General features: G+C 71.5%; 20 protein-coding genes and 1 pseudogene. 10 read left to right on the top strand and 11 right to left on the bottom strand.

The genetic code is table 11. The features are described from left to right. Positions 1–6: 6 nt before the first annotated feature. The 3 genes from ACZ42A_RS01765 to panB form a co-directional block, all read right to left on the bottom strand. Positions 7–816 carry an ABC transporter permease gene (locus ACZ42A_RS01765; RefSeq protein ID WP_468525132.1) on the bottom strand — a complete coding sequence of 270 codons (810 nt, stop codon included), beginning with the start codon at positions 814–816 and terminating at the stop codon, positions 7–9. Beyond that, complete coding sequence (locus ACZ42A_RS01760; protein ID WP_468525131.1) at positions 813–1,832, bottom strand: ATP-binding cassette domain-containing protein; 1,020 nt, start codon at positions 1,830–1,832, stop codon at positions 813–815. Before ACZ42A_RS01760 ends, ACZ42A_RS01765 begins: the two co-directional genes overlap by 4 nt. Positions 1,833–2,005: 173 nt before the next feature. Further along, positions 2,006–2,881, bottom strand: coding sequence for a 3-methyl-2-oxobutanoate hydroxymethyltransferase (panB, locus tag ACZ42A_RS01755; RefSeq protein WP_468525130.1), 876 nt, complete (start codon positions 2,879–2,881; stop codon positions 2,006–2,008). A gap of 193 nt (positions 2,882–3,074) precedes the next feature. Here panB and ACZ42A_RS01750 point away from each other — a divergent pair, with 193 nt between their 5' ends. The 5 genes from ACZ42A_RS01750 (at position 3,075) to ACZ42A_RS01730 (ending at position 8,615) form a co-directional block, all read left to right on the top strand. Then, positions 3,075–4,667: an MFS transporter gene (locus ACZ42A_RS01750; RefSeq protein WP_468525129.1), complete on the top strand. Its 1,593-nt coding sequence runs from the start codon at positions 3,075–3,077 to the stop codon at positions 4,665–4,667. Positions 4,668–4,754: 87 nt separating this feature from the next. Then, entirely contained in the window at positions 4,755–5,366 is a 612-nt protein-coding gene (locus ACZ42A_RS01745) for a TetR/AcrR family transcriptional regulator (protein ID WP_468526110.1), read from the top strand. 206 nt (positions 5,367–5,572) lie between these two features. Further along, positions 5,573–6,622, top strand: coding sequence for an endonuclease/exonuclease/phosphatase family protein (locus ACZ42A_RS01740; protein WP_468525128.1), 1,050 nt, complete (start codon positions 5,573–5,575; stop codon positions 6,620–6,622). Between the two features lie 171 nt (positions 6,623–6,793). Next, positions 6,794–8,020, top strand: coding sequence for an MFS transporter (locus ACZ42A_RS01735; protein WP_468525127.1), 1,227 nt, complete (start codon positions 6,794–6,796; stop codon positions 8,018–8,020). Positions 8,021–8,063: 43 nt separating this feature from the next. Beyond that, the gene (locus tag ACZ42A_RS01730; protein WP_468525126.1) at positions 8,064–8,615 is read left to right on the top strand and encodes a CbrC family protein; all 552 of its coding nucleotides are present in this window, start codon (positions 8,064–8,066) and stop codon (positions 8,613–8,615) included. Between the two features lie 11 nt (positions 8,616–8,626). Here ACZ42A_RS01730 and ACZ42A_RS01725 read toward each other — a convergent pair whose 3' ends face one another. Beyond that, positions 8,627–9,091: a MarR family winged helix-turn-helix transcriptional regulator gene (locus ACZ42A_RS01725; protein ID WP_468525125.1), complete on the bottom strand. Its 465-nt coding sequence runs from the start codon at positions 9,089–9,091 to the stop codon at positions 8,627–8,629. 62 nt (positions 9,092–9,153) lie between these two features. Here ACZ42A_RS01725 and ACZ42A_RS01720 point away from each other — a divergent pair, with 62 nt between their 5' ends. Both ACZ42A_RS01720 and ACZ42A_RS01715 read left to right on the top strand, forming a co-directional pair. Beyond that, the gene (locus ACZ42A_RS01720) at positions 9,154–9,663 is read left to right on the top strand and encodes an SgcJ/EcaC family oxidoreductase (protein WP_468525124.1); all 510 of its coding nucleotides are present in this window, start codon (positions 9,154–9,156) and stop codon (positions 9,661–9,663) included. A 93-nt stretch (positions 9,664–9,756) separates the two neighbouring features. After that, positions 9,757–10,503, top strand: a complete 747-nt coding sequence (locus ACZ42A_RS01715) for a sensor domain-containing protein (protein WP_468525123.1) — start codon at positions 9,757–9,759, stop codon at positions 10,501–10,503. Here the strand turns inward: ACZ42A_RS01715 and ACZ42A_RS01710 are convergent. The 3 genes from ACZ42A_RS01710 to ACZ42A_RS01700 all read right to left on the bottom strand — a co-directional run bounded on the left by ACZ42A_RS01710 (position 10,475) and on the right by ACZ42A_RS01700 (position 13,664). After that, positions 10,475–12,229: an NAD+ synthase gene (locus tag ACZ42A_RS01710; protein WP_468525122.1), complete on the bottom strand. Its 1,755-nt coding sequence runs from the start codon at positions 12,227–12,229 to the stop codon at positions 10,475–10,477. The genes ACZ42A_RS01715 and ACZ42A_RS01710 overlap by 29 nt on opposite strands. 84 nt (positions 12,230–12,313) lie before the next feature. After that, complete coding sequence (locus tag ACZ42A_RS01705; protein ID WP_468525121.1) at positions 12,314–12,934, bottom strand: DUF305 domain-containing protein; 621 nt, start codon at positions 12,932–12,934, stop codon at positions 12,314–12,316. Between the two features lie 64 nt (positions 12,935–12,998). Next, complete coding sequence (locus ACZ42A_RS01700; RefSeq protein WP_468525120.1) at positions 12,999–13,664, bottom strand: DUF3105 domain-containing protein; 666 nt, start codon at positions 13,662–13,664, stop codon at positions 12,999–13,001. A gap of 377 nt (positions 13,665–14,041) precedes the next feature. Between ACZ42A_RS01700 and glnA the strand changes: the two genes are divergently transcribed. Further along, positions 14,042–15,403 (top strand): type I glutamate--ammonia ligase, encoded by a 1,362-nt coding sequence (glnA, locus tag ACZ42A_RS01695; RefSeq protein ID WP_468525119.1) that lies wholly within the window; start codon positions 14,042–14,044, stop codon positions 15,401–15,403. Positions 15,404–15,487: 84 nt separating this feature from the next. Here the strand turns inward: glnA and ACZ42A_RS01690 are convergent, their stop codons facing one another. Continuing rightward, positions 15,488–16,150, bottom strand: coding sequence for a hypothetical protein (locus ACZ42A_RS01690; protein ID WP_468525118.1), 663 nt, complete (start codon positions 16,148–16,150; stop codon positions 15,488–15,490). Positions 16,151–16,333: 183 nt separating this feature from the next. On the opposite strand from ACZ42A_RS01690, the pseudogene ACZ42A_RS01685 reads away from it, so the two are divergent. Further along, positions 16,334–16,675: pseudogene (locus ACZ42A_RS01685) on the top strand (GNAT family N-acetyltransferase); the annotation flags it as partial. 157 nt (positions 16,676–16,832) lie between these two features. On the opposite strand, the gene ACZ42A_RS01680 reads toward ACZ42A_RS01685, so the two are convergent. Both ACZ42A_RS01680 and ACZ42A_RS01675 read right to left on the bottom strand, forming a co-directional pair. After that, positions 16,833–17,282, bottom strand: coding sequence for a VOC family protein (locus ACZ42A_RS01680; protein ID WP_468526109.1), 450 nt, complete (start codon positions 17,280–17,282; stop codon positions 16,833–16,835). A gap of 33 nt (positions 17,283–17,315) precedes the next feature. Beyond that, entirely contained in the window at positions 17,316–17,843 is a 528-nt protein-coding gene (locus ACZ42A_RS01675) for a pyridoxamine 5'-phosphate oxidase family protein (protein WP_468526108.1), read from the bottom strand. Positions 17,844–17,972: 129 nt separating this feature from the next. Between ACZ42A_RS01675 and ACZ42A_RS01670 the strand changes: the two genes are divergently transcribed. Then, complete coding sequence (locus ACZ42A_RS01670; RefSeq protein WP_468525117.1) at positions 17,973–20,969, top strand: bifunctional [glutamine synthetase] adenylyltransferase/[glutamine synthetase]-adenylyl-L-tyrosine phosphorylase; 2,997 nt, start codon at positions 17,973–17,975, stop codon at positions 20,967–20,969. On the opposite strand, the gene ACZ42A_RS01665 is transcribed toward ACZ42A_RS01670, so the two are convergent. Continuing rightward, the gene (locus tag ACZ42A_RS01665; RefSeq protein WP_468525116.1) at positions 20,957–21,877 is read right to left on the bottom strand and encodes a DMT family transporter; all 921 of its coding nucleotides are present in this window, start codon (positions 21,875–21,877) and stop codon (positions 20,957–20,959) included. The genes ACZ42A_RS01670 and ACZ42A_RS01665 overlap by 13 nt on opposite strands. Positions 21,878–21,886: the final 9 nt, after the last annotated feature.

Here is a 21,886-nt window from a genome sequence, read left to right as displayed (position 1 = left end):
GGCCGGTCAGCTTTTCGTCTTGAACTTGCGGATCGCGACCGGCGCCATCACCGCGGTCAGCAGCACCGACCAGCCCACGGTCATCCACAGGTCGTGCGCGACCGGGCCGCCCACCATCAGACCGCGCGCCGCGTCCGCCAGCGTGGACAGCGGGTTGTAGTCGGTGAAGGCCTGGAGCCAGCCCGGCATCGACTGCGGCGGCGCGAACACCGACGAGCCGAACTGGAGCGGCATCAGCACCAGGAACCCCATCGCCTGCACGGACTGCGCGTTCTTCAGGACCACACCGAGGGTCAGGAACACCCACATCAGCGAGGAGCCGAACACCACCGCCAGGCCCACGGCCGCGAGCAGCCCGGCCCAGTTGGTGATGTCGAACCCCACCAGCACGCCCACGACCAGCAGGATCAGCGTGGCGACCAGCATCCGCATCAGCTCCACCGCGATCTTCGCGAAGAGCACCGAGCCCCGGCCGATCGGCAGCGACCGGAAGCGGTCCATGACACCGGAGTTGAAGTCCTGGTTGAACCCGGTGCCCACCCCCATCGCCATGTTCATCCCCATCATGGCCAGCAGTCCGGGCAGCACGTACTGCACGTACTCGTCCTGCCCGCCGCCCAGCGCCTGACCGATCGACCCGCCGAAGACGTAGACGAACAGCAGGGTGAACACGATCGGCATCAGCACCGCTTCGAACATCGACTCCGGGTCCTGCCGGATCCACAGCAGATTGCGGCGGATGAGCGCGCCGGTGTGCCGCAGATGGCCGCGCAGCGGGATCGGGGCGTCGGCTGTCGTGACGGTGGTGGCGCTCATACGGCGACCTCCTCGCGGGCGTCGGTGGCGAGGGCGTCCTGCGGGGCACTGGCGCGGTGGCCGGTGAGGGACAGGAACACCTCGTCCAGGCTGGGGAGTTCGGTGGTGACGGAGGACAGCGTGATGCCGAGGCCGACGGTCGCGGAGACCACCGCGGTCAGCTGCTCGTCGCTGAGGATCGGCACCAGGACGGCGCCGCGCTCGGTGTCCACGGTGGTGGTGGCGAGGCCGGTGATGCCGAGGTCGTCCAGCGCGCGGGCCAGCGGCCGCAGCCGGAGCGGATCGGCCGGCTTCACCCGCAGGGTCCGCCCGCCCACCTTCGCCTTCAGCTCGTCGATCCCGCCGTTCGCGATGACCTTGCCGCGGTCGACGACGGTCAGCTCGGAGGCGAGCTGCTCGGCCTCCTCCATGTACTGCGTGGTCAGCAGGACGGTCACTCCGTCCCCGACCATGCGCTTGACCTCGTCCCACACCTCGTTGCGGGTGCGCGGGTCGAGACCGGTGGTCGGCTCGTCCAGGTAGAGGACAGCCGGCCGGCCCATCATCGAGGCGGCCAGGTCGAGCCGCCGCCGCATACCGCCGGAGTACGTCGCCACGGGCCGCTTGGCCGCCTCCGTCAGCGAGAACCGCTCCAGCAGCTCGTCGGCGCGGTTCCGCGCGTCCTTGCGGGACAGGTCCAGCAGCCGCCCGATCAGATACAGGTTCTCCCAGCCGGGCAGCTTCTCGTCCACCGAGGCGTACTGCCCCGTGAGCCCGATCACCCGGCGCAGCTGCCGGGGCTGCCGTACGACGTCGTAGCCGGCGACGGTCGCCTGCCCGGCGTCCGGTGCGAGCAGGGTGGACAGAATGCGGACGAGGGTGGTCTTCCCGGCGCCGTTCGGCCCGAGCACCCCCATCACGGTGCCCTCCCGCACCTCCAGGTCGACGCCGTCCAGCGCCTTCGTCTCCCCGTAGTGCTTCACCAGCCCTCGTACGGTCACGGCCGTGGTGCCGTTGTTCTTGTCGCTGCGTGTCATGCCGACGACGGTGTCAGGGCCCACCGACAAACGACCGACAGCTCACCGACAGCCCGTCGGTGGGGCTGTCGGCAGGGGCCCGCGACGGGACAGCCCCGCCGACGGGGGAAGATCGGCGGGGCTGTCCGGTACCGCGATGGCTCAGTGGAGCGTCGGCACAGTGGAGCGTCGGCTCAGTGGACGGAGTGCTCCTCCTGCGGGAACGTTCCGCCGACCACGTCCTCGGCGAACGCCTTCACCGCGTCGCCCATGACCGCACGCAGGTTCGCGTACTGCTTGACGAACTTCGGCACCCGGCCGCCGGTCAGTCCCAGCATGTCGGTCCACACCAGGACCTGCGCGTCCGTCTCCGGCCCGGCCCCGATGCCGACCGTCGGGATGTGCAGGGTCCGGGTCACCTCGGCCGCCAGCTCGGCCGGCACCAGCTCCAGGACCACCGCGAACGCGCCCGCGTCCTGGACGGCCTTGGCGTCCCGCAGCAGCTGCTGGGCCGCCTCCTCGCCGCGCCCCTGCACCCGGTACCCCATGGCGTTCACCGACTGCGGGGTCAGCCCGATGTGGGCCATCACCGGGATGCCGGACTCGACCAGCAGCCGGATCTGCTCGTGCGAGCGCTCGCCGCCCTCCAGCTTCACGGCCTGCACCCCGGCCTCCTTGACCAGCCGGGTCGCCGAGCGCAGCGCCTGCACCGGACCCTCCTGGTAGGAGCCGAAGGGGAGGTCGCCGACGATCAGCGAGCGCTTGGTGCCACGGACGACCGCGGCGGACAGCATGGTCATCTCGTCGAGGGTGACGGGCACGGTGGTCTCGTACCCGAGGTGGCAGTTGCCCGCCGAGTCGCCGACCAGGATCACCGGGATCCCGGCCTCGTCGAAGACGGACGCGGTCATCGCGTCGTAGGCGGTGAGCATGGGCCACTTCTCGCCCCGCTCCTTGGCGAGGGCGATGTCGCGGACGGTGATGCGGCGGGTGCCCTTGCCCCCGTACAGCGCCTTGCTGCCGTCGGAGGATTTCCGCGGTGCGGTCTGGGCAGCCGAAAGCTGCGTCATTGCAACGGCTCCTTACGTCATCTCGAGGCGCCCTGACGGCGTCCCCGGATCACTCCCATGGTGGCACCTCGTGCCACCGTCGGCTAGGGGACCCCCGGTCATGCCCCCGGCGGGGTAAGAGGCGACGTAAGAGATGGGTGAAAGTATTCGATACGGAACCGTCTCGTATCGTAAATCTCCTAGGCTCGGCGGTATGACTGATCCCGCCGTCCCCGCCCCCGCTCCCCGCATACCCGAAGCAGTGCACCGGCGCCGCTGGGCCATCCTCGGCGCGCTCATGCTGAGCCTGCTGATCGTGGTGCTCGACAACTCGATCCTGAACGTCGCCATCAAGACGATCTCCACCCCGGCGCCGACCGGTATCGGCGCCACCCAGAGCGAGCTGGAGTGGGCGATCAACTCCTACACGCTCGTCTTCGCGGGCCTGCTGTTCAGCGCGGGGCTCCTCGGCGACCGGCTGGGCCGCAAGAAGGTGCTGCTCGGCGGGCTGACGGTGTTCGGCGTCGGCTCCGCGCTCGCCGCCTTCTCCGGCACCCCGGGCGAGCTGATCGCCTACCGCGCGGTGATGGGCCTCGGCGCGGCCTTCGTGATGCCCGCCACCCTCGCCGTGCTGATGAACGTCTTCGAACGCGACGAACAGCCCAAGGCCATCGGCATCTGGGCGGGCGGCGTCGGCCTCGCCATCGCCATCGGCCCGATCACCGGCGGCGTGCTCCTCGACCACTTCTGGTGGGGGTCGGTCTTCCTCGTCAACGTGCCGATCGTGCTGCTCGCGCTGGCGCTGATGGTGTGGCTGGTTCCCGACTCCCGCGACCCCAGCCCGGGGCGGATCGACCCCGTCGGCGTGGCGCTGTCGGTCGTCGGCCTGGTGCTGCTGGTCTTCGGCATCATCAAGGGCGGCGAACTCGCCGACTTCACCGACCCGGCCGTGCTCTCGACCATCGGCGCGGGGCTGGCGGTGCTCGTCGCCTTCGTCGTCTTCGAGAAGCGCAGCGACCACCCGTCCATCGACGTCACGTACTTCCGGAACCGGGTCTTCTCGGCCGCCATCGCCGCCATCGCGCTGGTCTTCTTCGCGCTCATGGGCGTGACCTTCTTCTCGGTCTTCTACACCCAGAGCGTGCGCGGCTACTCCCCGCTGGAGACCGGCCTGCTGATGCTGCCGCTCGCCGCCGCCCAGATGCTCTTCGCGCCGCGCGCCCGGCTGATGGTGGACCGCTTCGGCAACAAGGCGACCACCACCGGCGGCATGCTGATCATCGCCGCGACGCTCGCCGTGTTCGCCACCTTCGACGCGGACACCCCGATCTGGCTCCTGGAGACCGTCTTCTTCCTGATGGGCACCGGCATGGCGCACATCATGACCCCCACCAGCGTGGTCATCATGCAGGCCCTGCCCCGCGAGAAGGCCGGCTCCGCCTCCGCGCTCAGCAACACCTTCCGCCAGGTCGGCGGCGCCCTCGGCATCGCCGTCCTCGGCTCGGTGCTGTCCGCCGCCTACCGCACCGGCATCGAGGGCGAGTTGACCGCCCTGCCCGCCGCCCTCCAGCACACCGCCGGCGAGTCCGTCGAGGCCACCCTCGCGGTCGCCGCCCGCCTCGGCCCGCGCGGCGAGGCCCTGGTCGTCCCCGCCCACGACGCCTTCCTGCACGCCATGCACATCACGGCCCTGTGCGGGGCGGGGGTGGCCCTGGCGGGGGCGATGGTGGTGGCGGTGTTCCTGCCGGGCCGGCGGGCCGCGGCGCGGCCGGACGCGGTGGCGCAGGAACTGGTCGGAGCGGAGTAGTCACGTCGCCGGCCAAGGGCTGTGACAGGGAGAATCGGCCCCAGCGATCATCGAGAGGACAGCGACGTGAGGCTCGAGGACAGCGACGTGAGGCTCGCCGACAGCCGCCCCGGCCAGGACGCCCCCACCCGCGGCCGCCCCCGCAGCGAGGCCGTGGAACGGGCCATCATCGAGGGCGTGGTGAAGCTGCTGGAGGACGGTGTACCGCTCGCGGAGCTGTCCATCGAGCGGATCGCCCGCACGGCCGGCGTCGGCAAGGCGGCCATCTACCGCCGCTGGCCCGGCAAGGAGGAACTGTTCGTCGACGTCGTCCGCGCCGCCGAGCCCCCCGACCCCGCACTGCCCGGCACCTCGATGCGCGACGACCTGGTGGCCCTGCTGGAACAGCTGCGCCGGCGCGGCCTGATGGCCCAGTCCTCGGCGATCCTGCTCAACGTCTACGCCCAGATGAAGAGCAGCCCGAAGATCTGGGCCGCCTATCACGCGAGCGTCGTCGAGCCGCGCCGCCGCGCCCAGTTGGAGGTGCTGCGCCGCGGGCAGGCCGACGGCGAGTTGCGCGCGGACGTCGATGTCGAGCTGCTGAACGACCTGTTCGTCGGACCCATGCTGCTGCGCACGGTGATGCGCCCGGGCGCGGACCTCCCCGAAGGCCTCTCCGAGGAGATCGTCGACCGGCTGCTGGAGGGCTTGCGGCCGTAAGCGGGAATCCGGGCGTTTCGCACGCCGGAATGTGCGCGTTTCGTCACAGTGGCCACCACGGGCGCCACAGCCGGAACTCCCGGCGCCGCCTTCGTCGTCCTCGTGCCCGTACGGCCGTCATGGGACGGCAGGAACGAAGCCGATCATCCCCTAGGGTCTTAGGCGCGGGGGACGACGGTGTGCACGGCAGGTAGCGAGGCGACGGTATGGCGCAGCAGGCGTACGTGACGGAGACGGACGGCGGCGGCTCGGGGCCCGAGCGTCGGGAACCCGGCTTCCGGCGCCTGGCGAACCGTCTCACCACCGGGTGGCGCGGCGACCCGCGGATCTGGCGCCGCGGCCTGGTCGTGGCCGCCCTCGCCGTCGTGCTCGCCCTGGTGATGGCCAGTCACTCCCACATCCCGAACCGCTTCGGGAACCTCGGCAGCCTCACCGAGACGTTTCTTCCCTGGCTGGGCCTGTGCGTTCCGGTGCTGCTCCTGGTGGCTCTGGTGCGGCGGTCCGCGACCGCGCTGATCGCGGTGCTGCTCCCGGCGATCGTCTGGCTCAACCTGTTCGGCGGACTGCTCACCGACAAGGCGGCCGGCGGCGGCGACCTCACGGTGGCCACGCACAACGTCAACGCCGACAACGCCGACCCGGCCGGCACCGCCCGCTCCGTGGCCGCGTCAGGCGCGGACGTGGTGGCCCTGGAGGAGCTGCGGGCCTCGGCGGTGCCGACGTACGAGGAGGCGCTGGCGTCGACGTACCGGTACCACTCGGTGCAGGGCACGGTCGGGGTGTGGAGCAAGTACCCGCTGAGCGGGGTCGCGCCCGTCGACATCAAGCTGGGCTGGACGCGCGCCATGCGGGCCACCGTGACGACCCCGCACGGGAAGATCGCGGTCTACGTCGCCCACCTCCCCTCGGTGCGGGTGAAGCTGGAGGCCGGGTTCACCGCGCGCCAGCGCGACACCAGCGCCGACGCGCTCGGCGAGGCCATCGCCGCCGAGCCGCTGGAGAAGGTGATCCTGCTCGGCGACCTCAACGGCACCATGAACGACCGCGCGCTCAACGCCGTGACCTCGCAGATGCGCTCCACGCAGGGCGCGGCGGGCAGCGGCTTCGGGTTCAGCTGGCCGGCCTCGTTCCCGATGGCGCGGATCGACCAGATCATGGTCAAGGGCGTCGAGCCGGTGAGCTCCTGGACGCTGCCGGAGACGGGCAGCGACCACCTGCCGGTGGCGGCCCGCGTGCAGATGGGCACGGACTCTTAGCCAGCCGGCACGGCCTCTCAGTCAGCCGGCACGGCCTCTCAACCAGCCGCAACGGACTCTTAACCGGCCGGAATACTGGGCGTGGCGACTTTGTTCCGCAATTGAACATACGATGGAACGGAACCCGTCCCCCTGCACGCCCCCTGAGAGCCCCTGAAAGGCAAGGCCTCCATGCCCCTGGCCCTGCTCGCCCTGGCCATAGGTGCCTTCGGCATCGGCACGACCGAGTTCGTCATGATGGGCCTCCTGCCCGACGTCGCCGCCGACCTGCACATCTCCATCCCCAGCGCCGGACACCTGGTCTCGGCGTACGCCCTCGGCGTCGTCATCGGCGCCCCGCTGCTCGCGGCGCTCACCGCCCGCATGTCCCGCCGCACGGTGCTGATCGGCCTGATGGTCCTCTTCGTCGCGGGCAACGCCCTCTCGGCGCTCGCCCCCGACGAGCACTACCTGCTGGCCGCCCGCTTCCTCAGCGGCCTTCCGCACGGCGCGTTCTTCGGCGTGGGAGCCGTGGTCGCCACCACCCTGGTGGCCCCGGAGCGCAAGGCCCGGTCGGTCTCCCTGATGTTCCTCGGCCTGACCGTCGCCAACATCGCCGGCGTCCCCGTCGCCACCCTCGTGGGCCAGCACCTCGGCTGGCGTGCCACCTTCCTCGGCGTCAGCGCGATCGGCCTGGCGGCGATCGCCTCCCTGGCCCTCCTGATCCCGCACGACGGCACTCAGGCGCCCTCGGCAGGCCTGCGCGGCGAACTGACCGCCCTGCGCTCCCTCCCGGTCTGGCTGGCCCTGGGCACCACGGTGGCCGGCTTCGGCGCGCTGTTCTCCGCCTACAGCTACATCGCCCCGATGCTCACGGACGCGGCGGGCTACGCCGAGACGAGCGTGACGGTCCTGCTGGCCCTGTTCGGCGTGGGCGCGACCATCGGCAACCTGCTCGGCGGCCGCCTCGCCGACCACGCGATGCGCGGCACCCTCTTCGGCGGCCTGCTGTCCCTGGCAGCGGTCCTCGCGGCGTTCCCGTTCCTGATGGCCACCCCGTGGACGGCGGCCCTGGCGGTAACCCTCCTCGGCACGGCCGCCTTCATCACCGGCTCGCCCCTCCAGCTGATGGTCATGGAAAAGGCCGCCGCGGCCCCGTCCCTGGCCTCCTCCGCCAACCAGGCCGCCTTCAACCTCGCCAACGCCGGCGGCGCCTGGATCGGCGGCCTCGCCCTGGCCGCGGGCTTCGGCACCACCTCCCCGGCCCTGGCGGGCGCCCTCCTGGCGGTCCTGGGCCTGGCGGTGGCGGCCGCGGCCTACGCGGTCGACCGCCGCCGGACCGCTCCGCGGAGCACCAGGGAACGCCTCGTCGCGGGCCGGGTGCCGACGGAGACGGAGCCGGAGTCGGTGCGCGACTGAGCCCGAGAGCGCGGGAAGGGGCGGGCTGTTACGGTCACCCCTCGTGACCGAGCCGCCTTCCCCGCTCCCCGACTTCCCCTACCACCCGGACCCGGTGGCCACCGGCGTGGTGATCCCGTCGGTCACCACGGCCTGCGCCTGCTGCGGCCGCGTCCGAGGCTACGTCTACACGGGCCCTGTCTACGCCGTCGAGGACCTCAGGGGCCGCCTCTGTGCCTGGTGCATCGCGGACGGCACGGCCGCCGACCGCTTCGACGCCCACTTCACGGCGGGCACGGCGCTGGGCGAAGACGTCCCCCGGGATGTGTTCGCCGCGGTCGACTGCCGCACCCCCGGCTTTCCCGCCTGGCAGGACCCCGCCTGGTTCTTCCACTGCGGCGACGGCGCGGCCTTCCTGGGTCCGGCCGGGGCCGACGACCTGGCCTCCCGTCCGGACGCGCTGGAGACGCTGCGACGGGAGGCGAGCGGGTGGGGCCGGCCGCCGGACCGGGTCGAGGACCACCTCGCCGCACTGGACAGGACCGGCTCGCCGACGGCGTACCTCTTCCGCTGCCGGGTGTGCGCGGCCCACCTCGCCTACTCGGACTTCGCGTAGCCGACGGATCGTCACTCCCTTTCCGTCAGTGCCCGGGTGGCCTCCTGCTGGATGCCGGCCGAGCGGTGGAGGAAGTCGAGGATGACGGAGAGTTCCGTGTCCGAGTAGTCCGCGTACAGCTCGGTCAGCCGGGTCGCGAAGGGGGCGAAGAGCGGCTCGAAGCGGGCCTCGACGCCCGGAACGACCTCGACGTTCACGCGCCTGCCGTCCTGCGCGTCCTTCACTCTGCGGGCGAACCCCTTGCTCTCCAGCCGGTTGATCAGCCCGGTCACGGACGCCGGTGCCAGACCGGTGAGTTCGCCCAGCTCGCCCGCGCTCAGCGCGCCCGAGCGCTGGAGCAGGTCGAGTGTCTTCTCCTCGACCGCGCTGAGACCCACCCGCTCGCTGATCGCCGCGTGATACATGACGGCCGCGTTGCTGTGCGCCCGCCCCGCCTCACGGAGCCGGGCGAGAAGTTCTTCCCTTGACGGTGCCATACTCGCTCCATATATTTAGTTTGGCCGAACGAAATAATAGCACGGAGAGAGCGAGGGACGACATGCACGACACCCGTGAGACGGAGATTCGCGAGCTCTTCGCGGAGTACTGCCGGACGTGGACCGAAGGGGACTCCGCCGGTTTCGGGCGGCTGTTCACGAAGGACGCCGACTACGTCTCCTACGACGGCAGCTGGGCGGCCGGCGTCGACCGGCTCCGGGACAACCACGACAAGCTGTTCCGCGGCGTGATCGCCGGCTCGGCGATGGTCGGCCGGATCGAGTCGCTGCGCTTCGTCACCGACTCCGTGGCCGTGCTGGTGGGCAACGGCTCGGTTCTCATGCCGTGGCGCAAGGCGCTGCCGAAGCGACGGCTGTCGCGGCAGATCATCGTCTGCGTCCGTACGCCGGAGGGCTGGCGGATCGCGGCGATCCAGAACGGCCGCCAGCGCCCGGTGACCATCCCGGAGCCCGACTCGATGCCCTCCAGGATGTCGCAGTCCCTGACCCGGCTGGCCCAGCGCCTCGGCATAGGCAGGGCACGCGAGGTCACACTGCCGCGCCTGTCCTAGTCCCGGAAGCGCACCTCCTTGGACGAGCCGGGCCGCCAGGCCGTAAGTTCTGCGCGTCCAGGAGAAGTCGATCAGCCGGTCAGGGGAGTGGCAGTGCGAGGAAGGCTCGGCAACAGGGCGCGTGCGGCGGTGGCTGCCGGGATGCTCGCCATCGCGGGGTGCGCGGGACAACAGGACACGACCGAGGCCCCGCGGGCCCGGGAGGCGACCCCGGCACCCTCGTCGCGCTCGCCCTCGGAACCCCGTCCCCTGACGACGGCCCAGTTGAAGTCCCTGCTGCTCCGCGACGCGGACGTGCCGCAGGCCGACGCCACGACGGAACAGGCCCCGGTCCCCAAGTACGACCCGCCGGTGCTGGTCGAGGGCGGCCCGGACTGCCAGGGGGTCTTCGACACACTCGTCGCCCACCACGCCTCCACATCCGTCATCCAGGACTTCTGGTGGAGGAAGGACCGCTGGGGCGGCCGGACCTGGCTGGCCTCCTACGGCGGCACGACCACGGCGGAGCGGCAATTCCAACGGCTCGAGGAGGGGATCAGGACCTGCGAGAACCTTCGGGGCAAGACCCCCGAAGGGCGACTCGACTCCCGTATCGACATCTCGACGCCCCGCGCGCTCGGCGACGAGGCCCTCGCCTTCGACCTGAGCATGACCGGCCCGGACGGCACGATCCTGACCGACCACCACGTCCTGATACGCGTGGGCTCCCTCACCGTCGACGTCAGCGACCGCGGCGCAGAGGGCGAAGCCCGGTTCCCGGTCGACGTGGTGGTCGACAAGCAGCTGGACCGGATCGAGCGGGCCGAAGCCGCTACGCCGTCTCCCGCCACCCGTTCGTGATCGGCAGCCGCCGGTCCTTCCCGAAGCCCTTCGGCGAGATCTTCGTGCCCGGCGGGTACTGGCGGCGCTTGTACTCGGCGGTGTCCACGAGGCGCAGCGTGCGGGTCACCAGCTCCGGGTCGAAGCCGGCCGCGGCGATGGTGTCGGCGCCCTCGTCACGGTCGACGTAGCGTTCGAGGATGGCGTCGAGGACGGCGTAGTCCGGCAGGGAGTCGGTGTCGACCTGGCCGGGGCGCAGTTCGGCGCTCGGGGGCTTGGTGATGGAGTTCTCGGGGATGGGCGGGGTCTCGCCGCGCTCCTCGGCCGCCCGGTTGCGCCACTGGGCGAGGCGGAAGATCGAGGTCTTGTAGACGTCCTTGATGGGGCCGTACGCGCCGACCGAGTCGCCGTACAGGGTCGAATAGCCCACCGCCAGCTCGGACTTGTTGCCGGGGGCCAGCACGATGTGGCCCTCCTGGTTGGAGATGGCCATCAGGAGCGTGCCACGCAGGCGGGACTGGAGGTTCTCCTCCGCCAGGCCGGTGAGGGCGACCGCGTCCATGTACGCGTCGAACATGGGGGCGATCGGGACCGTACGGAAGTTCAGGCCCGTACGGCGCGCCAGTTCCGCGGCGTCGTCCCTGGAGTGCTCGGAGGAGTACTTGGAGGGCATCGACACGCCGTACACGTGCTGCGCGCCCACCGCGTCGCAGGCGATCGCCGCGACCAGCGCGGAATCGATGCCGCCGGACAAGCCGATGAGGACGGAACGGAAGCCGTTCTTCGCGACGTACGCGCGCAGGCCCGTGACCAGCGCCGCGTACACCTCCTCGTCGTCGTCGAGGCGGTCCGCGTAGCCGCCGGCGTACTCCGGTTCGTATGCCGGGAGCGGGGCCTCGGAGAGGACCAGGCGGTCGACGCGCAGGCCGTCGTCGACCACGCCGGTCGGGGCGTCGGGCGCCGCGGGCGGCAGCTCCAGGTCCAGGACCAGGCACTCCTCGGCGAACTGCGCCGCCCGGGCGACGACCTCGCCGCTCGCGTCGACCACGATCGAGTCGCCGTCGAACACCAGCTCGTCCTGTCCGCCCATCATGGCGAGGTAGGCGGTGGTGCAGCCGGCCTCCTGGGCCCGCTTGCGGACCAGCTCGAGGCGGGTGTCGTCCTTGTCGCGCTCGTACGGCGAGGCGTTGACCGAGATCAGCAGGCCCGCCTTGGCGGAGCGGGCCGCCGGGACGCGGCCGCCCTCCTGCCACAGGTCCTCGCAGATGGCGAGCGCGATGTCGACGCCGTGCAGCCGCACCACCGGCATGGTGTCGCCGGGGACGAAGTAGCGGAACTCGTCGAAGACGCCGTAGTTCGGCAGGTGGTGCTTGGCGAAGGTGAGCGCGACCTCGCCGCGGTGCAGCAGCGCCGCCGCGTTCTGCGGGGCGCCGGCCGGCTGGCCGTACTTCGGCTGGGCGGTCTCGCAGCGGTCCAGGTAGCCGACGAGCACCGGCAGCTCGCCGAAGCCCTCATCGGCGAGCCGGGCGGCGAGCGTGCGCAGGGCCGCGCGGGACGCCTCGACGAACGAGGGGCGCAGGGCCAGGTCCTCGACGGGATATCCGGTCAGCGCCATCTCCGGGAACACCGCCAGGTGCGCTCCCCGCTCGGCGGAGTGCCGGGTCCAGCGGAGGATCGCCTCCGCGTTCCCGGCGAGGTCGCCGACGCGCGCGTCGATCTGATTCAGGGCGAGGCGAAGTTGAGGCACGCGCCCAGTGTAATCGTCAAAGCGACGCGATGGGGTGGCACGGCCGGTGGCCCGGCCCACATCCCGGCCCGCGCCCGCCGCGGCTCAGCGCGCCTTCGCGCTCCGCTCGGCCAGCATGTCGGCCATCAGGTCGATCTCCGACTGCTGCGCGTCGACCATGCCCTGGGCCAGGTCTTTCTCCACCTTCACCGTGCACTTCGCGACACAGCCCTCGGCCATGTGGATGCCGCCCTTGTGGTGGTCGGTCATCAGCTGGAGGAAGTAGATCTCGGCGGCCTTGCCGTTGAGCTTGCCCAGCTGCGCCATCTCGTCGTTCGTCGCCATGCCCGGCATCAGCGAGCCGTCGCCCTTGGACGGCGCGCCGCCCATGCCCATCCAGCTCATCGGCTCGCCGGACACCTTCGGCAGGCCCCACAGGTCCAGCCAGCCCAGCAGCATGCCGCGCTGGTTGGCCTGGGTCTGCGCGATGTCGTAGGCGAGGCGCCGCACCTCCTCGTCGTCGGTGCGGTCGCGCACGATGTACGACATCTCCACGGCCTGCTGGTGGTGGACCGCCATGTCGCGTGCGAAGCCGGCGTCCGCGGAGTCGGCGGCGGGCACCTCGTCCGCGCCGCCGTCCGAGGCGACCGCGTAGGTGATCGCGCCGGCCGCGACGAGCGCCGCCGCCGCGGCGCCCGCGATCCAGCCGGCCTGCGCCTGCCTCACTGTGCCCGCTCCACTTCGTGCCTCACTGTTCGTGCCTCACCGCTCGCGCCTTACGGCTCGTGCCTCACTGCGGCAGTCCGCCCGTGCAGGCGGCGCCCTTCTCGGGAGTCTGCTCGCCCTGCACGTACTTCTGGAAGAACTTGTCGACGTTCGGGTCGTCCGCGCCGGTCACCGTCCGCTGGTGGCCCCAGGCCGTCAGCATGATCGGGTCCTTCTGCTCCTCGTTCGGGCTCATCAGCGTGTACGGCGTCTTCTTGACCTTCTCGGCCAGCTTGTCGACGTCGGCCTTGTCGGCCTTGCTGGTGTACGTCACCCAGACGGCGCCGTGCTCCAGCGAGTGCACGGCGTTCACGTTGTTCAGTTCCTTGGTGTAGACGTCGCCGTTGCAGTTCATCCACGCCCGGTGGTGGTCACCGCCGACCGGGGGCTCCGCGGTGTACTTCACGTCCGTCTTGACGTGGTTGCGGGACAGCGTCCCCTCCCACGTCCGGACGCCGTCCGAGGCGGTGACGAACTTGCCCGTGGTCTTGTCGTCGCTCGCCGTGTTGCCGGAGTCGTCGGACTGCGACTGCACGAGCACGACACCGCCGACGACGAGAGCGGCGACGATCACCACGCTGGCGCCGATGGTGAGGATCCGGTTGCGGCGCTCGCGGGCCTGCTCGGCGCGCCGCATCTCGGCTATGCGCGCCTGGCGCGCCGCACTGCTCTTGTTCTTGGCGGAACCCATGGGGCCGGCCCTTCTGGGAAGCGGGAGACGGACGGGTGCGCTGATCGTAATGGGGTACACCGGTGATCTTGTAGGGAGGTCACGGGAATGCATGCGGAATGGCCCGATCCACACCCCACGGGACCGGGCGCGGCCCGGACCGGGCGCCGGGCACCCGGCGGCCATTACGGATGCCGGTGCGAGCAGGCAAGATGGGGATCAGCGCCGTACAGCGCCGTACACCTGCCGTACCCGAGCCGTTCAGACCGGGGTCGGCCGGCCGATCAAGGTCCGCAACGCGCATGAAATGGTGTTGTGGTGGGATGCTCAGGTGCCCGACCGCCTCCCGGTGGTGCGCGGGGCAGGCGGCCTGACCAGCAAGGATGGGGAAGCGGAAGATGGACAAGCAGCAGGAGTTCGTGCTCCGGACCTTGGAGGAGCGCGACATCCGGTTCGTACGCCTGTGGTTCACGGACGTGCTGGGCTTCCTCAAGTCCGTTGCCGTGGCCCCGGCCGAGCTGGAGCAGGCCTTCGACGAGGGCATCGGATTCGACGGCTCGGCGATCGAGGGCTTCGCCCGGGTCTACGAGTCCGACATGATCGCCAAGCCGGACCCCTCCACCTTCCAGGTCCTGCCCTGGCGCGCGGAGGCCCCCGGCACGGCCCGTATGTTCTGCGACATCCTCATGCCGGACGGCTCGCCGTCCTTCGCGGACCCGCGCTACGTCCTCAAGCGCGCCCTGGCCCGCACCTCCGACCTGGGCTTCACCTTCTACACCCACCCGGAGATCGAGTTCTTCCTGCTGAAGGACCGGCCGCTGGACGGCTCCCGGCCGACACCGGCCGACAACTCCGGCTACTTCGACCACACCCCGCAGAACATCGGCATGGACTTCCGCCGCCAGGCGATCACCATGCTGGAGTCGATGGGTATCTCCGTCGAATTCTCCCACCACGAGGGCGCGCCGGGCCAGCAGGAGATCGACCTGCGCTACGCCGACGCCCTCTCGACGGCCGACAACATCATGACGTTCCGCCTGGTCATGAAGCAGGTGGCGCTGGAGCAGGGTGTGCAGGCGACGTTCATGCCGAAGCCGTTCTCCGAGCACCCGGGCAGCGGCATGCACACCCACCTGTCCCTCTTCGAGGGCGACCGGAACGCCTTCTACGAGTCCGGCGCCGAGTACCAGCTCTCCAAGGTCGGCCGCTCCTTCATCGCGGGCCTGCTCCGTCACGCCGCCGAGATCTCCGCGGTCACCAACCAGTGGGTGAACTCCTACAAGCGCATCTGGGGCGGCTCCGAACGCACGGCGGGCGCCGGCGGCGAGGCCCCCTCCTACATCTGCTGGGGCCACAACAACCGCTCGGCCCTGGTCCGCGTCCCGATGTACAAGCCGGGCAAGACGGGCTCGGCGCGGGTGGAGGTCCGCTCCCTGGACTCCGGCGCGAACCCCTACCTCGCCTACGCCGTCCTCCTGGCCGCCGGCCTCAAGGGCATCGAGGAGGGCTACGAACTCCCGCCGGGCGCCGAGGACGACGTCTGGGCCCTCTCCGACGCCGAGCGCCGCGCGATGGGCATCGAACCGCTGCCCCAGAACCTCGGCGAGGCCCTGACCCTCATGGAGCGCAGCGACCTCGTCGCCGAGACTCTCGGCGAGCACGTCTTCGACTTCTTCCTGCGCAACAAGCGCCAGGAGTGGGAGGAGTACCGCAGCGAGGTGACGGCCTTCGAGCTGCGGAAGAACCTGCCGGTGCTGTAGGCGCGGGCCAGGGCGGGTGCGCTGCTGATTCGTCCCCGGGGGCCGACGGTCATCGGACCGCCGGCCCCGGGGAACCGGCCGAGCTCAGGGCGAGTTCGGCAGGTCTGTCACTTCCCTCCACTGGGACTGAGGGATCTGCCCCTGTGCCGGGGCGGGACACACGAGGGTCTGACCCGCACCGTTGCAGTGCAGGGTGTAGACGTCACCGTCCAAGGTGATGATCTTGTAGAACGCGTCACTCCCGTTGGCGTCGACCGAGACGTCGCAGACCGGGGAGTCGTCGGGGAAGCCGCTGATGGTGCTGAGGTCCGTCCAGCCGGGGGCGTTGGCCGGGCCTGAGGTGATGAGCGTGTTCTCCGGGTTGGGGGTGACGTCGCGTTTACCGGCGAACGGCACCCCGTCGTTGAGCGCGGCGAGATACTGCTCATTGCCGTTGGGCTGCGTCGAGTCGACGGCGGGGCCGCACGCGTTCCCGGGGGGAGGCGGAGGCTTGGGACCCCCGTTGTGGCACGGGTCGTTGTCGTTGTTGTCGCCGGACCCGGGCTTCTTCCCCGGCTGATCGCTCTTGCATGGGCCGTTGCCCGGCGACACGGCGGTGCGAGGGCTTGCGCTCTGCTCCGCTGCCGCTGCGGGGACGGCCGCGCCGGCCGCCATCACAACCGCGAGCGAGACGAGCATGCCGGTCTTCCTGATGACGTCTTGCGCCAGTGGCCCGAGCAGAGCAGTCCCTCTGAACTTAGGACTCATGTACGTGCTCCTTGCATCGATTTCGGGGGCTTCCCCGTAGTCGAGTGCGAGCTTGGCCTGCGCGCGCTGGGTCGCTGAGCACCCTCGATCGAGACACGCTTAATATCGTTAAATCGGACTAGTGGGGCCAATGCGCCTCCGGGTCGCCGGCTCGGGGAGGCTTCGCCGCTCATACGCCGGTGGGACGAGATACGCGAGCGCGCCCAGCGTCATCACCTGGAGGTCGCGTATCTCGGCGACGTGCTCGTGGGGTGCAGTACGGTTCGCCCGCCGACGGACGACAGCCTGACGGCCACCGTCATCGCCCGCGTGCTCCCCGCTCACCGGCGGCAGGGGTTCGGGGAGCGGCTCTACACCCGTGGCCTTCACCGGGGCCGGGAGCTGGGCGCCGAGGTGATCGAGACCGTCGTCCTCTCCTCCAATGAGGAAGGACTGCGGTTCGCCGAGAAGCACGGCTTCGTCGAGATCGAGCGGTATCTGCTGCCGGGCGACACCATCCCGTGGGTCGACCTGCGCCTCGCCTGAACTATGCCGACCGCAACCACCCGGTGGCAGCCTGTGGTCCTTCAGCGGCATGCGTCATCGTGCTGATACACCATCGCTGGAGGCAGGTGCCCAGAGCCTCGCTCCGTGGCTGATCGCCTCCGGTCCGCCCCCTTGTACCCCCACCGCCCCGCCCGACCTACTGCTGCTGCTTCCGCGCCAGCTCCGCCAGTACCTGGTACAGCGGCTCCTTCGCGCGCCTGCGGTACTCCTGGATGGACCATCCGTTCCCGTCGGGGTCCGTGAAGTACATGAACGTCGCGCCGTCGTCGGGGGAGTAGCGGACCGGCTCCGACACCTCCAGGCCCCGCCCGACCAGCTCCACCCGGGCCGCCTCGATGTCGGCCACGCACAGCTGGAGGCCCTGGTAGGAGCCGGGGGCCGGCTTCCGGCCCTTGGTGAGTTCCCAGATGCTGTCGCCGAGGGCGATGGAGCAGCCGGAGCCGGGCGGGGTCAGCTGGACGATGCGCATGCCCGGCATGACCTCCTGGTCGATGTCGACGTGGAAGCCGACCTTGTCGCGGTAGAAGTCCCGGGCGCGGTCGATGTCGCTCACGGGCAGCGGAATGACTTCCAGGGTGAGGGCCATGTCCATCACGTGACTCCTTCGTCGACGCCGGCGTCATACAGACCTATCACCGAACCGCCACCGTGTCTGGCTGAACGGCCGACCCTTGCCGAAGCCGAAGACCGTCCGCGGTGCCACCCGGTACACGACGGCGTGTCCGGGGCCGTGGTGGAAGAAGCCGTCCCGTACCTCGAAGTGCCAGAAGTCGCCGTACTTCTCCTCCCATGCCGCCGCCAGCTCGCGCAGCCGCCCGTCGTCCGTCACGCGCACCGCCTCGCCCTCCACCACCAGGTCGTAGCCCTGGTTCCAGGTGTTGGTGCCGGTCGTCAGGACCACGTGTGGGTTCTCCGCCAGGTTGCGGGCCTTGCGTTCCTCGGGGCCCGTGCAGAAGTGCAGTGCCCCCGCCGACCAGACGGCCGGCAGCGGGGTCACGTGCGGGCGGCCGTCCGGGCGTACCGTCGAGATCCAGAAGAGTTCGGCCGCCGACAGCAGCCTTTCGGCCTCCGGCCACGGCGTCGCGGTGGCCGTCTCGTCGCTGTAGCGCGGATCGAGCAGAGTGTGCGGCTCTCCGCCGGTGGTCATCGTCATGAGCCGTCCTCCCAACGTTCAGAAGGAGAGACTCCGTCCGCCCTTCGAACTCATCGGAGCCCGCGCACCCCGCTGCGGTTAGGCTCGGCTCGTACGACAGTGATCCGGAACGGGAGGCCTGGGATGACGGCGCCGGGGCGCAGGAGCAGTACCTTCACGCGGCTGCTGCGGCACGGCTTCACCGACGCCACCTCCGCCGAGCGGCTGCTGGACAGCGACGAGCTGGCGCCGGTGCGCAACGACCCCGTCCTGCTGGAGGCGCTGGGCGCCACCGCCGACCCGGATCTGGCCCTGCGGGGGCTCCTGCGGCTGCTGGAGGCGCAGCCGGACCCCGCCGCCCGCCGGAAGCTGCTCGACACGGTGATAGCGGCCAAGCCGCTGCGCGACCGGCTGCTGGGGGTGCTCGGCGCCTCCGCCGCGCTCGGCGAGCACCTGGCCCGGCACGCCGGGGACTGGCAGGCGCTGGTCATGTACGAGCCCCGGGACCTGCATCCGGGGGTGGAGGAGTTCGAGCGGGGGCTGGCCGAGGCCGACGACCCGGTCGCGCTGCGGGTGGCGTACCGGCGCTGTCTGCTGTCCATCGCCGCCCGTGACGTGTGCGGCACGACCGATGTCGCCGAGACCGCCGCCGAGCTGGCCGACCTGGCCACCGCCACGCTGCGGGCCGCGCTGCGGCTGGCCCGGGCCGCCGCGCCCGAGGAGGCCGCGCTGTGCCGGCTGGCGGTGATCGCCATGGGCAAGTGCGGCGGCCACGAGCTGAACTACGTCTCCGACGTGGACGTCATCTTCGTCGGCGAGGCCGCGGAGGGCGCCGACGAGAGCAAGGCCCTCAAGGCCGCCACCAGGCTCGCCTCGCAGATGATGCGGATCTGCTCCGAGACCACCGTCGAGGGCTCGATCTGGCCGGTCGACGCCAATCTGCGGCCCGAGGGGCGCAACGGCCCGCTCGTGCGCACGCTCTCCAGCCATCTCGCCTACTACCAGCGCTGGGCCAAGACCTGGGAGTTCCAGGCCCTGCTCAAGGCCCGCCCGGTCGCCGGTGATCTGGAGCTGGGGGAGCAGTACGTCGCCGCCCTGGAACCGCTCGTGTGGCAGGCCGCCGAGCGGGAGAACTTCGTCGCCGACGTGCAGAAGATGCGGCGGCGCGTGGTGGAGAACATCCCGGCCGCCGAGGTCGAGCGCGAGCTGAAGCTGGGTCCCGGCGGGCTGCGGGACGTCGAGTTCGCCGTGCAGCTGCTCCAGCTGGTGCACGGGCGGGCGGACGCCTCGCTGCGCAGCGGGACCACCCTCCACGCGCTGCGCGCGCTCGCCGCCGGCGGGTACGTGGGGCGCGCGGACGCCGCCCAGCTGGAGGACGCGTACCGCTTCCTGCGCTCCATGGAGCACCGCATCCAGCTGTACCGGCTGCGCCGCACCCACCTGGTGCCCGAGGCCGAGGCCGACCAGCGACGGCTCGGACGCTCGCTGGGGCTGCGCACCGATCCGGTGGCCGAGCTGAACCGCGAGTGGAAGCGGCACGCGGCCGTCGTACGCCGGCTGCACGAGAAGCTGTTCTACCGGCCGCTGCTCGACGCGGTCGCCCAGCTCGCCCCCGGCGAGGCCCGGCTCAGCCCCGAGGCGGCGCGGGAACGCCTGGTAGCCCTCGGCTACGCCGATCCGGCCGCCGCCCTGCGCCACCTGGAGGCGCTGGCCTCCGGGGTCACCCGCAAGGCCGCCATTCAGCGCACCCTGCTGCCGGTGCTGCTCGGCTGGTTCGCGGACTCCGCCGACCCGGACGCGGGCCTGCTCAACTTCCGCAAGGTGTCGGACGCGCTCGGCAAGACGCCCTGGTATCTGCGGCTGCTGCGCGACGAGGGCGCCGCCGCGCAGAACCTCGCCCGCGTGCTGTCCGCCGGCCGGCTCGCCCCCGACCTGCTGATGCGCGCCCCGGAGGCGGTCGCGCTGCTCGGCGACGGCGACGGCGCGGGCCTGGAGCCCCGCACCCGCGCCCACCTCGAGCAGGAGATCCTCGCCGCCGTCGGCCGCGCCGGGAACGGCGAGCAGGCGGTCACCGCGGCGCGTGGCGTACGCCGCCGGGAGCTGTTCCGTACGGCCGCCGCCGACATCGTCGGTTCCTACGGCACCGAGGCCCAGCCCGCCGAGGCCGATCAGGGCGCCCTGGTGGACCGGGTGGGCGCGGCCGTGTCCGACCTGACCGCCGCCACCCTCGCGGGGACGCTCCGCGCGGTGGTCCGCGACGGCTGGGGCGACGAGCTGCCGACCCGGTTCGCGGTCATCGGCATGGGCCGCTTCGGCGGTCACGAACTGGGCTACGGTTCCGACGCGGACGTGCTGTTCGTGCACGAGCCGCGCGACGGAGTCGACGAGCGGGAGGCCGGGGAGGCCGCCAACCGGGTCGTCGCCGAGATGCGCCGGCTGCTGCAGATCCCCAGCGCCGACCCGCCCCTGCTGATCGACGCGGACCTGCGGCCCGAGGGCAAGTCGGGGCCGCTCGTCCGGTCCCTGAAGTCGTACGAGGCGTACTACCGCCGCTGGTCCCTGGTCTGGGAGTCGCAGGCGCTGCTGCGGGCCGAGCCGGTCGCCGGCGACGAGGACCTGGGCCGGCGGTTCGTGGAGCTGATCGACCCCCTCCGCTACCCCGCCCGCGGGCTCCCCGACGAGGCCGTACGGGAGATCCGGCGGCTGAAGGCCCGGATGGAGGCCGAGCGGCTGCCCAGGGGCGTCGACCCCAAGCTGCACGCGAAGCTCGGTCCGGGCGGACTGTCCGACGTCGAGTGGGCCGTGCAGCTCCTCCAGATGCGGCACGGCGCGGCCCACGAGGCGCTGCGCACACCGCGGACGCGCGAGGCGCTGGCGGCGGCCCGCGAGGCCGGTCTGATCTCCGCCGAGGACGCGGCGATCCTGGACGAGGCCTGGGTGCTGGCCACCCGGGTGCGCAACGCGGTGATGCTGGTCAGGGGCCGGGCGGGGGACACCTTCCCGTCGGACGTGCGGGAAATGGCCGCCGTGGGGCGGTACCTCGGGTACGGGCCGGGCCACGTGGGCGACATGCTCGACGCGTACCGGCGTACGACGCGCCGGGCGCGGGGCGTGGTCGAGGAGCTGTTCTACGGGGCGTGAGTCACCTTCCGCGGTGAGCCGACGCTCTCGGGCGCCGCGTCCCGCTCGGCCGACGTCCACCGTGTCATCCCCACTCCCAGCAGCACGACCGCCATCCCCACCACCACCCGCGCCCCCACGTCCTCGCCGAGCACCAGCGCGCCCAGCGCCACCGACACCACCGGCAGCAGATAGCCGACCGTCGCCGCGCTCGTCGGGCCCTCGTCGGCGATGAGGCGGTAGTTGAGGTGGAAGGTCACGCCGGTGCCGAGCACCCCGAGGGCGGTGACCGCCAGCAGCGCGGTGGGATCGGCGTCGAGCGGGCCGGCCACCGGCAGGGCGAGGGTGCTCCAGGCGGTCGCGGTGAGCAGCTGGGCCGCCGACAGCGCCAGCGGGGCCCGGCGGTCGGTGAGGTGCCGGGCCATGTACGCGAACGCCACGGCGTAGCTCGCGGCGGCGGCCAGCAGCGCCGCCGCGCCCCAGCTCAGCAGGCCGGAGCGCTGCCACGGCGCGAAGATCAGCACGGTCCCGGCGAAGCCGAGCAGCAGTCCGGCCAGGCGGACCCGGCCCAGACCCCGGTCGGTGCCGAGCAGGACGCCGATCAGCAGGGACCACAGGGGCGTCGTCGCGTTCAGGACGCCCGCGATCCCCGAGTCGACGGTCTGCTCGCCGAGGCTGAACAGCGCGAACGGCAGGGCGTTGCAGAACAGGGCGGCCACCACGAGACGGCGCCACGTGGCCCGGTCGCGGGGCAGCCGCTGGCCGGCCCAGCGGGCCAGGACCAGCAGGACGGCGGTCCCCAGGGCGCAGCGCGCGATGGTGATCTGGGCGGGGGAGAGGCCGTGATTGAGAGCGAGCTTGATCCAGAGGAAGCCGGAGCCCCACAGGAGGGCGAGGACGGCCATGCGGAGGCTGGAGGCGAGGGGCATGCACTCCAC

It is taken from the genome of Streptomyces sp. NPDC030838 (assembly GCF_055572035.1).
This window is presented reverse-complemented; position numbering and strand designations above follow the sequence as displayed.

What these genes read in the sequence shown, in the direction of transcription:
- ACZ42A_RS01765 (WP_468525132.1), bottom strand. Translation starts at nt 816, where the DNA reads ATGAGCGCCACCACCGTCACGACAGCCGACGCCCCGATCCCGCTGCGC.
- ACZ42A_RS01760 (WP_468525131.1), bottom strand. Translation starts at nt 1,832, where the DNA reads ATGACACGCAGCGACAAGAACAACGGCACCACGGCCGTGACCGTACGA.
- panB (WP_468525130.1), bottom strand. Translation starts at nt 2,881, where the DNA reads ATGACGCAGCTTTCGGCTGCCCAGACCGCACCGCGGAAATCCTCCGAC.
- ACZ42A_RS01750 (WP_468525129.1), top strand. Translation starts at nt 3,075, where the DNA reads ATGACTGATCCCGCCGTCCCCGCCCCCGCTCCCCGCATACCCGAAGCA.
- ACZ42A_RS01740 (WP_468525128.1), top strand. Translation starts at nt 5,573, where the DNA reads ATGGCGCAGCAGGCGTACGTGACGGAGACGGACGGCGGCGGCTCGGGG.
- ACZ42A_RS01735 (WP_468525127.1), top strand. Translation starts at nt 6,794, where the DNA reads ATGCCCCTGGCCCTGCTCGCCCTGGCCATAGGTGCCTTCGGCATCGGC.
- ACZ42A_RS01725 (WP_468525125.1), bottom strand. Translation starts at nt 9,091, where the DNA reads ATGGCACCGTCAAGGGAAGAACTTCTCGCCCGGCTCCGTGAGGCGGGG.
- ACZ42A_RS01720 (WP_468525124.1), top strand. Translation starts at nt 9,154, where the DNA reads ATGCACGACACCCGTGAGACGGAGATTCGCGAGCTCTTCGCGGAGTAC.
- ACZ42A_RS01700 (WP_468525120.1), bottom strand. Translation starts at nt 13,664, where the DNA reads ATGGGTTCCGCCAAGAACAAGAGCAGTGCGGCGCGCCAGGCGCGCATA.
- glnA (WP_468525119.1), top strand. Translation starts at nt 14,042, where the DNA reads ATGGACAAGCAGCAGGAGTTCGTGCTCCGGACCTTGGAGGAGCGCGAC.
- ACZ42A_RS01690 (WP_468525118.1), bottom strand. Translation starts at nt 16,150, where the DNA reads ATGAGTCCTAAGTTCAGAGGGACTGCTCTGCTCGGGCCACTGGCGCAA.
- ACZ42A_RS01680 (WP_468526109.1), bottom strand. Translation starts at nt 17,282, where the DNA reads ATGGCCCTCACCCTGGAAGTCATTCCGCTGCCCGTGAGCGACATCGAC.
- ACZ42A_RS01675 (WP_468526108.1), bottom strand. Translation starts at nt 17,843, where the DNA reads ATGACCACCGGCGGAGAGCCGCACACTCTGCTCGATCCGCGCTACAGC.
- ACZ42A_RS01670 (WP_468525117.1), top strand. Translation starts at nt 17,973, where the DNA reads ATGACGGCGCCGGGGCGCAGGAGCAGTACCTTCACGCGGCTGCTGCGG.
- ACZ42A_RS01665 (WP_468525116.1), bottom strand. Translation starts at nt 21,877, where the DNA reads ATGCCCCTCGCCTCCAGCCTCCGCATGGCCGTCCTCGCCCTCCTGTGG.